The organism is Frigidibacter oleivorans (genome assembly GCF_003993775.1).
GTDB lineage: Bacteria > Pseudomonadota > Alphaproteobacteria > Rhodobacterales > Rhodobacteraceae > Frigidibacter > Frigidibacter oleivorans.
In genome coordinates this window covers 202,572-214,574 of record NZ_RJRZ01000002.1, presented here as the reverse complement: position 1 = coordinate 214,574, position 12,003 = coordinate 202,572, and the positions used below count along the sequence as shown (strand labels likewise).

The following is a 12,003-nucleotide window of genomic DNA, read 5'->3' as shown; positions in this document are numbered from 1 at the left end:
CGAAGCCACGCCGAAGGCTGGAGGAAAGTCTGACACGGCCGGTCAAGGGCCACGGCCCGCGTTAACCTTCCCGAAACTCTCGCCGGGCAGTCTGGCGCCATGTCCCGCCCGTCCGCCCTGCACGATTTCCAGACGATGTTCGACCTCGACCCGGACGAGGCCGTGGCGGCGCCGCTGCCGGACCGTCTGCCCAGCTATATCCGCGATCATCGCCGCCGGTTGCGACAGCGGCTGATGGAGGGCGGCGCTGCGGCGGTGCCCGATTACGAACTGCTGGAACTGGTGCTGTTCCTCGCCATCCCCCGGCAGGACGTGAAGCCGCTCGCCCGCCGCCTGCTGGACCGCTTCGGCGACGTCAATGCCGTCGTCACCGCCCCGCCCGCCCGCCTGAGCGAGGTGCAGGGCGCGGGCGAGGCCGTGGTGCAGACCCTGAAGGTGGTGGAGGCGGTAGCGCAGCGAATGGCCCGCGCCCGCGTGCTGAACCGGCATGTGCTGTCCTCCTGGGCGGCGCTGATCGACTATTGCCACACGGCGATGGCGCATCGGGACACCGAACAGGTGCGCGTGCTGTATCTCGACCGCAAGAACATGCTGATCGCGGACGAGGCGCAGGCGCAGGGCACGGTGGACCATGTGCCGATCTACCCGCGCGAGGTGATCCGCCGGGCGCTGGAACTGAACGCCTCGGCGCTGATCCTCGTGCACAACCATCCCAGCGGCGATCCCAGCCCCTCGCCGCAGGATATCGAGATGACCGAACGCATCCGCGACGCGGGGGCGGTGATGGGCATTACGCTGCACGATCACCTGATCATCGGCCGCAGCCGCGAGATCAGTTTTCGTTCCGAAGGTTACCTCTAAGGGTCCGGCCGCCGTGCAGCATTCCGAGTCCTGCATTACGGGCGCCGGGCGGAACCGGTTCAAAATCCATGCGTTCACGTTCGAGTCAACGGCAGGCCCAGCGCCTGTCGTCATCAGTCGTGGAGGCCGGGGATGCGGGATGACGAGACGACGACGCGGATTACCGATGATGTCGTCGCGCTGATTCCGGCCCTGCGCGCCTTTGCCTGGACACTGACGCGCGACCCGATCGAGATGGACGATCTGGTGCAGGAAACCCTGCTGAAGGCGCTGTCGAACCTCGACAAGTTCGAACCCGGCACCCGCCTGCGCGCCTGGCTGTTCACCATCATGCGCAACGCCTTCTATTCACGCGCCAAGCGGTCGCGGCGGGAAGCGCCGGGCGTCATCGACGCCGCCTCGATCCCGCAGCCGGTGGCGCCGACGCAGGAATGGACGCTGCGCGGCAAGGAGCTGATGGAGGTCGTGGGCCGGCTGCCGGAACATTACCGGGAAATGCTGATCCTCGTGGTGATGCTGGGCGAAAGCTATGAATCCGCGGCCGCGATCTGCGGTGTGGCGGTCGGCACGGTGAAAAGCCGCGTCAACCGCGCCCGGCAGATGGTGATGGCCGATCTGGGCGACCAGCAGGTCTAGCGGTCGCCCGCCAGCGCCAGTTGTGCGGCCCCGGCGGCCGGCAGGCCCGGCAGCGGCAGCAACACGAACTCGCCCGCATCCGCGACCATATCGCCGCACTCCGGCATCGCGAGCGCGATCTGCTGCATCGTGCCGTCGCGCAGCAGATCCGCCCGGATCTCGCGCCCGCAGCTGGCGGCAGTGACCGCGGCGACCAGTTCCAGCCCGATCACGCCGGCATCCGCCGCGGCGGTGAAGACTTGTGCCAGCGCCGGCATGGGAGCCGAGGAATCGCCAAGCCGCATCAGCCGGCCGATGGCATCGACGGGCCGGCTTGCCGAGACATGGCCGGGCTGCCCCGGCACCGCCCCGGCGACATGCGCGCCCAGTTCCAGCGGCAGGTCGCCCTGCCAGGCCAGCGTCACCCGGCGGGTGGTGGTGAAATCCGGCACCGCGACACGGGCCAGCAGTTCGTCGCCCTCGACAAAGCGCACCGACAGCGCCACGTCGGGCGTCAGGGCCGGCAGCTCCCCCTGCCACAGCCCCTCGGCCGACAGCACCTGGGTGACGCGCAGGCCCGGCTGCGTCAGCTCGATCCGCGCGCCGGGGCGGCAGCGGTCGCTGACCCTCAGCGCGATCAGCGCCCCGGGAACCGCCGCGACATCGAGACCGGGGGTGCAGGCGGCGGCGCTGTCCGGCAGGGCGGGCAGCGGCGGATCGTCGGGCAGGAAGTGCAGCGGCGGCAAGGCCAGCGTCCCGGGGGCGAGGTCCGGCTCGGCCATCCCGGCGACGAGGGTCGCCGCGACGGGGACGATGGAGGTGGGGGTGATCGCCGCAACCTCGACCTGCTGGCCCTTTTGCGACCGCTGCTGCACCAGATGCCCGCTCGCCGCCGCCGTGATGACGGCTGCCGCCAGCGCAAGACCGTTCAGTCGTGTTACAGCCATGACAAACGCACCGATTCCCCGTCTTGAGGAAATCGTTAACGTTTGAACATGGCGAAGACGGGGCGCAAACGGGGCATTCGCCCCGATGCGGCCCCTTTGTCACCCCTAGGGAAACGGAACTGTCGCAAACGGCGCCGGGCGCCGCCCGGCGGGGGGTCTCAGCCCAGCTTGCCGTGGCAGTGCTTGAACTTCAGGCCCGATCCGCAGGGGCAGGGATCGTTGCGCGACGGGTTGCCCCAGGTCGCGGGATCCGCCGCGTCGAAGCCCGGCCGGGCCGCGGGCGCCGGCGGCAGCGGCGCCCTCAGCGCCTCAAGCGTGTCCGCAGCCGCCGGCTCGGCGGCAGGCTGGGCCGGGCGGGACGGCGCGGCCGGGGCGGGTGCGGGCTCCGCAGGCGCCGGTTCCGCCGCTGCGGGTTCGGCAGGCGCCTCGGCCGCATCGGCCTTGGCCGCGACCGGGGCACGCCCGCCCTGCTGCGCCATGTACTGGCGCAGCATCGCCTGCTGCTCTTCCTCGGTCAGCGGCCGGATCTGGCCCAGCTTCTGCGTCACGTCGCTGCGCAGCCCGTCCAGCAGCGTCTCGAACAGCTGGAACGCCTCGGTCTTGTATTCCGACAGCGGGTCGCGCTGCGCATAGCCCCGGAAGCCCACGACCGACCGCAGATGTTCCAGCGTCACCAGATGTTCGCGCCAGCGGGTGTCGATGGTCTGCAGCAGGATCTGCTTCTCGATGTTGCGCATCGTTTCGGGGCCAAAGCGTTCGGCCTTGTCGGCCATGAAACGGTCCGTCTCGGCAGCGATGCGCTCGCGCATCGTTTCCTGATCGACGCCATCCTCGGCGGCCCATTCGGCCAGCGGCATGTCCAGCGCCAGCTTCTGCCGGCAGGCCTCGGTCAGGCCCTCGGTATCCCACTGGTCGGAATAGCTGCGCGCCGGCATGTGCCCGTCCACCAGATCGTCGATCACCTGATGACGCATGTCGCGCACGATGTCCGACAGATCCTCGGCTTCCATGATCTCGCGGCGCTGGCTGAAGATCGCCTTGCGCTGGTCGTTCATCACGTCGTCGAATTTCAGCAGCTGCTTGCGGATGTCGAAGTTGCGGCCCTCGACCTTGGCCTGCGCGCGTTCCAGCGACTTGTTCACCCAAGGATGGATGATCGCCTCGCCTTCCTTCATCCCCAGCGTCGACAGCACCTTTTCCAGCCGGTCCGACCCGAAGATCCGCATCAGGTCGTCTTCCAGCGACAGGAAGAAGGACGACCGGCCCGGGTCGCCCTGACGGCCCGACCGGCCGCGCAGCTGGTTGTCGATGCGGCGGCTTTCATGCCGCTCGGTGGCGAGGACATAGAGCCCGCCCGCGTCCAGCACCTGCTGCTTTTCGGCGGAATGTTCCGCCTCGATCCGGGCGCGCAGCTCGTCGGGATGCGTCTCGGGATCGGCGGCAAGCGCCTCCATCACCTTCATCTCGACATTGCCGCCCAGCTGGATGTCGGTGCCGCGGCCCGCCATGTTGGTGGCGATAGTCACCGCGCCCAGCTTGCCGGCATCGGCGACGATCTTGGCTTCCTGTTCGTGCTGGCGGGCGTTCAGCACGTTATGCGGGATGCCCTCTTTGGACAGCATGGCCGACAGCATCTCGGACTTCTCGATCGAGGTGGTGCCGACCAGCAGGGGCTGGCCCTTGGCATTCGCCTCCTTGATGGCGCGGACGATGGCCTCGTATTTCTCGCGCGCGGTGCGATAGACCTGATCGTGTTCGTCCACCCGGGCGATAGGCCGGTTCGTCGGCACCTCGACCACGCCCAGCTTGTAGATTTCCATGAACTCCTCGGCCTCGGTGGCCGCGGTGCCGGTCATCCCGGCCAGTTTTTCGTAAAGCCGGAAGTAGTTCTGGAAGGTGACGCTGGCCAGCGTCACGTTTTCCGGCTGGATGGTCACGCCTTCCTTGGCCTCGATGGCCTGATGCAGCCCGTCGGACAGGCGGCGGCCCTTCATCATCCGGCCGGTGAATTCGTCGATCAGCACCACCTCGCCGTCGCGGACGATATAGTGCTGGTCCTTCTGGAACAGCTTGTGCGCCCGCAGGGCCTGCGTGACGTGGTGGACGATGGTCGTGGATTCCGGGTCGTACAGCGTCTGCCCCTCGGGCAGGACACCGGCCTCGTGCAGCCGCTGTTCGAGGTATTCGTTGCCTTCCTCGGTATAGGTGGCGTTGCGGGCCTTTTCGTCCAGCGTGAAGTGCTCGTCCGTCAGCTCGGGGATATAGGCGTCCAGCGTGCGATACAGCTCCGACCGGTCCTGCGAGGGGCCCGAGATGATCAGCGGCGTCCGCGCCTCGTCCACGAGGATCGAGTCCACCTCGTCGACGATGGCGAAGAAATGCCCGCGCTGCGCCATCTCCTCGACCGAGGTCTTCATGTTGTCGCGCAGATAGTCGAAGCCCAGCTCGTTGTTCGTGGCATAGGTCACGTCGGCGCGATAGGCGGCGCGCTTTTCCGCCTCGGGCTGGAAGGGATAGACGACGCCGGTGGTCAGGCCGAGCGCCGCATAGACCTTGCTCATCCATTCCGCGTCGCGCTTCGCCAGGTAGTCGTTGACGGTGACGACATGCACGCCCTTGCCCGCCAGCGCGTTCAGATAGACGGGGAAGGTCGCCATCAGTGTCTTGCCCTCGCCAGTCTTCATCTCGGCGATATTGCCCTGATGCAGGAAGATGCCCGCCATCAGCTGCACGTCGAAGGCCCGCAGGCCGAGCGCCCGGCGCGCGCCCTCGCGGCAATTGGCAAAGGCCTCGGGCAGCAGGCTGTCGAGGCTTTCGCCCTTGGCGACGCGGTCGCGGAACTCGGCGGTCTTGGCGATCAGCCCCTCGTCGGACAGGGCCTGAAAGTCCGGCTCCAGGGCGTTGATCTTGCCGATCAGCGGGCGGACGGACTTGACCAGCCGGTCGTTCGGGGTGCCGAAGACCTTCCGCGCGAGACTTCCGATGCCCAGCATGTGTTCTCCGCCCGGGTTCGAGTGACAGGATCGTGTGGGATGCGGCCTTGCCCGCCTGCGGCGCCTTGCCTAGTAAGGCGGCTAACGATGGGCGGATCGGCCTCCACAGGACCAGTCGCGATGTAAGGGGCTGCCGTCAGAGTGTCAACGCCGCGGGAAACCGCGGCCTATCGCGGAGCTTCCTCTATGACCCTTGCCCGACTCCTCGGCACCACGGCGATCCTGCTGTCGGTCGCGGCCGCGCTGCCCGCCGCCGCGCAGGATGCCGCCCCCGCCCCGGCACCCGAGACCGCGGCGCCCGAGACGGCGGCGCCGGGAACTGCGGCACCCGGGACGGCATCCGAGGCTCCGGCGACGGCCGGGACCGAAACGGCGGCCGACCCCGACGCCCCGGCCCCCACGGCGGATACGGTCGTGGCCACGGTCAACGGCCGCGACATCACGCTGGGCCACATGATCGCCCTGCGCGCCACCCTGCCGGCGGAATACCTCGCCCTGCCGGACGACATCCTGTTCCAGGGCATCCTCGACCAGCTGGTGCAGCAGACCGCGCTGGCCGAGGCCGGCGAGGCCGGGCTGACCCGCCGTGACGAGCTGATCCTTGAAACGCAACGGCTGGGCTATCTGGCGGGCGTGGCGCTGGACGACGTGGCGGTGGACGCGGTGACGGACGAGGCGCTGCAGGCGGCCTATGACGCGGCCTATGCCAATGCCGAACCGCAGACGGAATACAACGCCTCGCATATCCTGGTGGAAACCGAGGAAGAGGCGCAGACCGTGAAGACCGAGATCGAGGGCGGCAAGGATTTCGCCGCCGTCGCCGCCGAACATTCGACCGGCCCCTCGGGCCCGAATGGCGGCGAACTCGGCTGGTTCGGGCTGGGGATGATGGTCGAGCCCTTCGAGACCGCCGTGGTGGCGCTGGAGCCGGGCGAGCTGTCCGACCCGGTGCAGACGCAGTTCGGCTGGCACATCATCCGCCTGAACGAGACCCGCCAGTCCGAGGCGCCGCCGCTGGATCAGGTGCGCGACGAACTGGCCGCGCAGATCCAGCAGCAGGCCGTCGCCGACCGCATCACCGAGGTCACCGCCTCGGCCAGCGTCGAACGGATGGTTGACGGGATCGACCCGGCAGTGCTGAAAGACGACACGATCCTTGCCGAGTGACGGCAAGGCAGCCTGAACGGGGAACGGCGCGGATGGCGAAGGACAAGGACGGCAAGGCGAAGGACAAGGTCCGGAAGCTGAAGGCGAAGGTCGAGAAGCTGAAGTCGCAGCTGGCCCCGCCGGCCGCGGCCGAGGCCCCGGCGGCCCCGGCGAAGAAGAAGGCGCTGGCGGTGTCGCCGCTGGCCCCCGCCGCCTTCCCTGCCCTGCCGGTGATCGGCGGGGTGGAATTCGCCGCCGCCGCCGCCGGCGTCCGCTATGCCGGCCGCACCGACGTGATGCTGGTGCGCATCGCGCCGGGCGCGGCCATCGCCGGGGCGTTCACCCGGTCCTCCACCCGCGCCGCCTGCGTGCTCGACTGTCAGGCGAAGCTGGCGGGCCGCGTCGATGACACGGCCGGCGCGGCGATCATCGTCAACTCCGGCAATGCTAACGCCTTCACCGGCGCGGGCGGGCAAGAGGCGGTGGACCGGCTGACGGGCGCGGTCGCGGCGGCGCTGGACGTGCCGGCGTCGCGGGTCTTCTCCTCCTCCACCGGGGTGATCGGCGAGCCGCTGCCCTGGGAACGGATCGCCGCGCGCATCGACGAGCTGAAGGGCGCGCTGGACGATGCCGCGATCGAGGATGCGGCACGGGCGATCATGACCACCGACACCTTCCCCAAGGGCGCCGCAGCCGAGATCGAGGGCGAGGGCGGACCGATCCGCATCGCCGGCATCGCCAAGGGGTCGGGGATGATCGCGCCCGACATGGCGACGATGCTGGTCTATCTGTTCACCGATGCCCGGATCGACCGCAAGGCGCTGCAGAAGATGCTGTCGCGGCAGGTGGACACGACCTTCAACGCGATCACCGTGGACAGCGACACCTCGACCTCCGACGCGCTGATCCTCGCCGCGACCGGCACCTCGCCCGCCGCGCCGATCACCGACCTGCGCAGCAAGGTCGCCCGCGATTTCGAGGCGGCGCTGAAGGCGGTGATGACCGATCTGGCGCAGCAGGTGGTGCGCGACGGCGAAGGCGCCACGAAGTTCGTGGAAATCCGCGTGACCGGCGCCGCCGATGCCGCCGATGCGCGCCGCGTCGCCATGTCCATCGCCAATTCGCCGCTGGTCAAGACCGCCATCGCCGGGCAGGACGCCAACTGGGGCCGCATCGTCGCCGCCGTCGGCAAGTCCGGCGCGCAGGCCGACCGTGACCGGCTCGCCATCCGTTTCGGCGACATCCTTGTGGCAGAGAAGGGCTGGCGCGCGCCCGGCTACGACGAGGCCGAAACCTCGGCCTACATGAAGAACGACGCGCTGGTGATCGGGGTCGATCTGGGGCTGGGCCGCGGCCGCTTCACCGCCTGGACCTGCGACCTGACCCACGGCTATATCGACATCAACGCCGACTACCGGTCCTGACGCGATGAAGATCGTGCTGGTGGCGGCCGTCGCGCTGATCGACGCGGACGGCCGCGTGCTGCTGGCGCAGCGCCCCGAGGGCAAGGCGCTGGCGGGCCTGTGGGAATTTCCGGGCGGCAAGGTCGAGCCCGGCGAGACGCCCGAGGCCGCGCTGATCCGCGAGCTGCACGAGGAACTGGGGATCGAGACCTGGTCCTCCTGCCTCGCGCCCCTGACCTTCGCCAGCCACAGTTACGAGACGTTTCACCTGTTGATGCCGCTCTTCGCCTGCCGGCGCTGGCAGGGCACGGTGACAGGGCGCGAGGGGCAGGCGCTGGCCTGGGTGCGGGCGCGGGATCTGACGAACTACCCGATGCCGCCCGCCGACATTCCGCTGATCCCGATCCTGCGCGACTGGCTGTGACCCAGGGCGGCGCCTTCGCCGCAGCGCAGCGATCTTGCGGAGATATTAACGACAGCGCAATTTTCTGTCTTGTCGATGATGTCGAATTTGTGTCAGATTAAGACATGGGGTGGCGAGAAGCGGCGCGAAATTGATCAGCGTGCGAATCGCTTCAATAACTGGGGGTTGGGGCCATGATCAGGACTATCACCGTCGGCAGCTGCGTTTCCGTCCAGGGGACGTTCGAGGCACAGCTTGACAACGGCAAGATTCAGGTGCGCGTCGGGGAACGGCTTTATGTCGGGAACCCGGTGAACAGGAAGACCGACTGAGGGAGGAAGGTCGGTCTTCACCTCGGAAGGGGGGCTTCGCGGCCCCCCTTTGCCTTTTCCACCCGTTTCCGGGCCGGCAACGGCCATGCAAAAAGGGCGCCCACCGGGCGCCCTTCGTCATTTCCGGCAGGCCGGGTCAGGCCAGCTTGCGTTCGACCTCTTCGCGTTCGAAGATCTCGATCACGTCGCCCGGGCGGATGTCGTCATAGGCCTCGAAGGCCATGCCGCATTCCTGGCCGGACTGCACTTCCTTGACCTCGTCCTTGAAGCGCTTCAGCGTCTTCAGCGTGCCCTCGTGGATCACCACGTTGTCGCGCAGCAGGCGCACGCCCGCCGAACGGCGCGCGATGCCTTCGGTGACCAGACAGCCCGCGACCTTGCCGACGTTGGAGACCTTGAAGACCTCCTTGATCTCGGCATAGCCGATGAAGTTCTCGCGCACTTCCTTCTTCAGCAGGCCCGAGGCGGCATCGCGGATATCGTTCACCAGATCGTAGATGATCGAGTAATAGCGGATCTCGACACCCTTCTGGTTCGCCGCGGCCCGCGCCGGGGCGTTCGCCCGGACGTTGAAGCCGATGACCGGCGCGCCCGACGCCTCGGCAAGGCCGATATCGCTTTCGGTGATGGCGCCGACACCCGAATGCAGCACGCGCACGCGCACCTCGTCGTTGCCGATCTTCTCCATCGCCTGCACGATCGCCTCGGCCGAACCCTGAACGTCGGCCTTCACCAGGATCGGCAGTTCCGACACGTCCTTGTCGGCCTTGGCCCGCGCCATCAGCTGTTCCAGCGTGGTGGCGGCCCCGGCGGCGGCGCGCTTGTCCTTGGCGGCCTGTTCGCGATAGGCAGCGATCTCGCGCGCCTGCGCCTCGGTCTCGACGACGTTCAGCACGTCGCCCGCCTCGGGCGTACCGTTCAGGCCCAGCACCTCGACCGGCACCGAGGGACCGGCCTCGTCGACGCGGTCGCCCTTGTCGTTGATCAGGGCCCGCACCTTGCCCCACTGTTCGCCGACGACGAAGATGTCACCGCGCTTCAGCGTGCCGTGCTGCACCAGAACCGTCGCGACCGGACCCCGGCCCACATCCAGCTTGGCCTCGATCACCGCGCCCATGGCCGCGCGGTCCGGGTTGGCCTTCAGGTCGAGGATCTCGGACTGCAGCGCGATGTTTTCCAGCAGGTCGTCCAGGCCCTTGCCGGTCTTGGCCGACACCTCGACGTCCAGCACCTCGCCGCCCATCTGTTCGACGACGACCTCGTGCTGCAGCAGGTCGGTCCGCACCTTCTGCGCGTTGGCATCCGGCTTGTCGACCTTGTTGATCGCCACGATCATCGGCACGCCGGCGGCTTTGGCGTGGTTGATCGCCTCCACCGTCTGCGGCATCACCGCGTCGTCCGCCGCGACCACCAGCACCACGATATCCGTCACCTGCGCGCCACGGGCCCGCATCGAGGTGAAGGCCGCGTGGCCGGGCGTGTCGAGGAAGGTCAGCACCGAGCCGCGTTCCGTCGTCACCTGATAGGCGCCGATATGCTGGGTGATGCCGCCGGCTTCGCCCGACACGACGCTGGTCTTGCGGATCGCGTCCAGCAGCGAGGTCTTGCCGTGGTCGACATGGCCCATGATCGTGACGATCGGCGGGCGCGGCCGCAGGTCGGACGCGGCATCCTGCACCGTGTCGATCACCTGTTCCACGTCGGCATCCGACACGCGCACGGCGCGGTGGCCGAATTCCTCGATCACCAGTTCGGCGGTATCGGCGTCGATGGGCTGGTTCATCGAAACCATCATGCCCATCTTCATCAGCGCCTTGACCACGTCGGCGGCGCGTTCCTTCATCCGGTTCGCCAGTTCCTGCACCACGATGGTTTCAGGCAGCTGCACGTCGCGGACCTGCTTTTCGGCGCTGGCGCCATAGCCCATCGCCTTTTGCCGGGCCTTGTCCTGCTTGCGCTTCATCGCGGCCAGCGACCGGGTGCGGCCGCCCTCGCTGTTCAGCGCCTCGTTCAGGCTCAGCTTGCCCGAGCGGCGGTTGTCGTCGCCCTTGCCCTTGCCGCGGCTGTCCCGGTCCTGCGCCTCGCGCTCGCGGTCCGTCTTGCGCGGGCCGGCGGCGGCGACGCCCTTGGTCGCGGCGCGCGCCTCGGCGGCCTGCGCGGCAGCCGGATCCACCGCCGCCGGACGGGCCGGGGCGGGCTTGCGCACCTCTTCCTTCTTCTGGGCGCGGATCTCGGCCTCGCGCAGCTTGCGGGCCTCTTCCTCGGCCTTCAGGCGCAGGGCTTCCTGATGCTCGCGCTCGTCGCGCTCTTTCTGCTCGATCTCGCGGCGGCGCTCTTCGCGCTCGCGCTCGCGCTCGGCCTCGTCGGCGGCGCGCTGCGCGGCCTCCTCGACCTCGCGGGCCTTGGCCGCGCGCAGCGCCGCAAGACGGCGTTCCATCTCGGCGTCGGAAATCCCGGCAGGCCGGCGCGAGGGGTCGCCCGAACCGCCGGACCCCGCCGGCTTGCCGGACGGGGTGCCGGGCTTCGGCACCACCACGCGCTTGCGCTTGGTCTCGACCTGAACGGTCTTGGTCCGGCCGTGGCTGAAGCTCTGCTTCACCTGACCGGGACGCCCGCCGCCGAGCCCAAGGGGTTTTTTGCCGTCCGTATCGCTCATTCCGATTTCGTATCCTTCCCGGCGGACTCGCCGCCGTCCTGCTGTCCGTCAGCGGTCTGCGCCAAGCGCAACCCGGACAGCTTTGCCGCTTCCTCTACAACACGCGATGCGAGTCCGCCAGCCGCAAGCGCGCCGTGTATCGCATAGTCCCGACCGAATGCCAAACCCAATTCCCCGGCGGTCAGACAGCCGAAATATCGTCCTCCGGGCGGGGTCCAGAGCTTGGCCTTGCCGCGCTCCGATCCGTCCGAAGCCTGAAGCAGCACCCGCGCCCGTCCCTGGGCCAGCCACTCCTTCACCTTCTCGAATCCGGTGACCGCCTCGCCCGCCTTGCGGGCCAGCGACACCAGATGCACCACCCGGTCGACCAGCAGCGCCTCGACGCGGTCGGCCAGATCGGGCGGCACCGTCACCGGCGCCTTCGCGGCGCGCGAGAACAGTCCCTTCTTCGCCGCGCGGTCCAGCGCGGCGCGGTCGGCCGAAACCCAGATGCCCCGGCCGGGCAGCTTTTCCGCCAGATCGGGCACCACCACCGCGTCGGGGCCGACGACGAAGCGGATCAGCCCCGTCTTCGGCTGCGCCTCGCCCGTGGCGATGCACTTCCGTTCCGGCCCGTCCGTTTCGTCCCTGCGGCCCCCGCGCGTCAT

At 68.7% G+C, this 12,003-nt stretch carries 9 protein-coding genes; 5 read left to right on the top strand and 4 right to left on the bottom strand.

The features are described 5' to 3' along the window. Positions 1-99 precede the first annotated feature (99 nt). Both radC and EEY80_RS04070 read left to right on the top strand, forming a co-directional pair. Complete coding sequence (radC, locus tag EEY80_RS04075; RefSeq protein WP_126975298.1) at positions 100-861, top strand: RadC family protein; 762 nt, start codon at positions 100-102, stop codon at positions 859-861. Between the two features lie 132 nt (positions 862-993). Beyond that, positions 994-1,497: a sigma-70 family RNA polymerase sigma factor gene (locus EEY80_RS04070; RefSeq protein WP_126975297.1), complete on the top strand. Its 504-nt coding sequence runs from the start codon at positions 994-996 to the stop codon at positions 1,495-1,497. Here the strand turns inward: EEY80_RS04070 and EEY80_RS04065 are convergent. Both EEY80_RS04065 and secA read right to left on the bottom strand, forming a co-directional pair. Beyond that, positions 1,494-2,423 (bottom strand): hypothetical protein, encoded by a 930-nt coding sequence (locus EEY80_RS04065; RefSeq protein WP_126975296.1) that lies wholly within the window; start codon positions 2,421-2,423, stop codon positions 1,494-1,496. The genes EEY80_RS04070 and EEY80_RS04065 overlap by 4 nt on opposite strands. A gap of 158 nt (positions 2,424-2,581) precedes the next feature. Next, positions 2,582-5,416 carry a preprotein translocase subunit SecA gene (gene secA / locus EEY80_RS04060; RefSeq protein WP_126975295.1) on the bottom strand — a complete coding sequence of 945 codons (2,835 nt, stop codon included), beginning with the start codon at positions 5,414-5,416 and terminating at the stop codon, positions 2,582-2,584. Positions 5,417-5,602: 186 nt separating this feature from the next. On the opposite strand from secA, the gene EEY80_RS04055 reads away from it, so the two are divergent. From EEY80_RS04055 to mutT, 3 genes are read left to right on the top strand one after another with little or no spacing between them, the layout of a single operon-like run. Next, the gene (locus tag EEY80_RS04055) at positions 5,603-6,583 is read left to right on the top strand and encodes a peptidylprolyl isomerase (protein ID WP_126975294.1); all 981 of its coding nucleotides are present in this window, start codon (positions 5,603-5,605) and stop codon (positions 6,581-6,583) included. A gap of 32 nt (positions 6,584-6,615) precedes the next feature. Beyond that, a complete protein-coding gene (argJ, locus tag EEY80_RS04050; RefSeq protein WP_126975293.1) occupies positions 6,616-7,986 on the top strand; it encodes a bifunctional glutamate N-acetyltransferase/amino-acid acetyltransferase ArgJ in 1,371 nt (456 codons plus the stop codon). Between the two features lie 4 nt (positions 7,987-7,990). After that, positions 7,991-8,389, top strand: coding sequence for an 8-oxo-dGTP diphosphatase MutT (gene mutT / locus EEY80_RS04045; RefSeq protein WP_126975292.1), 399 nt, complete (start codon positions 7,991-7,993; stop codon positions 8,387-8,389). Between the two features lie 447 nt (positions 8,390-8,836). Here the strand turns inward: mutT and infB are convergent, their stop codons facing one another. Then, positions 8,837-11,356, bottom strand: a complete 2,520-nt coding sequence (gene infB / locus EEY80_RS04040; protein WP_126975291.1) for a translation initiation factor IF-2 — start codon at positions 11,354-11,356, stop codon at positions 8,837-8,839. Further along, positions 11,353-12,003: an RNA-binding protein gene (locus EEY80_RS04035; protein WP_126975290.1), complete on the bottom strand. Its 651-nt coding sequence runs from the start codon at positions 12,001-12,003 to the stop codon at positions 11,353-11,355. Before EEY80_RS04035 ends, infB begins: the two co-directional genes overlap by 4 nt.

Excerpts from the sequence above, each read along its gene's own strand:
- EEY80_RS04065 (WP_126975296.1), bottom strand. The coding sequence starts at position 2,423 with ATGGCTGTAACACGACTGAACGGTCTTGCGCTGGCGGCAGCCGTCATC.
- secA (WP_126975295.1), bottom strand. The coding sequence starts at position 5,416 with ATGCTGGGCATCGGAAGTCTCGCGCGGAAGGTCTTCGGCACCCCGAAC.
- EEY80_RS04055 (WP_126975294.1), top strand. The coding sequence starts at position 5,603 with ATGACCCTTGCCCGACTCCTCGGCACCACGGCGATCCTGCTGTCGGTC.
- EEY80_RS04070 (WP_126975297.1), top strand. The coding sequence starts at position 994 with ATGCGGGATGACGAGACGACGACGCGGATTACCGATGATGTCGTCGCG.
- radC (WP_126975298.1), top strand. The coding sequence starts at position 100 with ATGTCCCGCCCGTCCGCCCTGCACGATTTCCAGACGATGTTCGACCTC.
- EEY80_RS04035 (WP_126975290.1), bottom strand. The coding sequence starts at position 12,003 with ATGACGCGCGGGGGCCGCAGGGACGAAACGGACGGGCCGGAACGGAAG.
- mutT (WP_126975292.1), top strand. The coding sequence starts at position 7,991 with ATGAAGATCGTGCTGGTGGCGGCCGTCGCGCTGATCGACGCGGACGGC.
- infB (WP_126975291.1), bottom strand. The coding sequence starts at position 11,356 with ATGAGCGATACGGACGGCAAAAAACCCCTTGGGCTCGGCGGCGGGCGT.
- argJ (WP_126975293.1), top strand. The coding sequence starts at position 6,616 with ATGGCGAAGGACAAGGACGGCAAGGCGAAGGACAAGGTCCGGAAGCTG.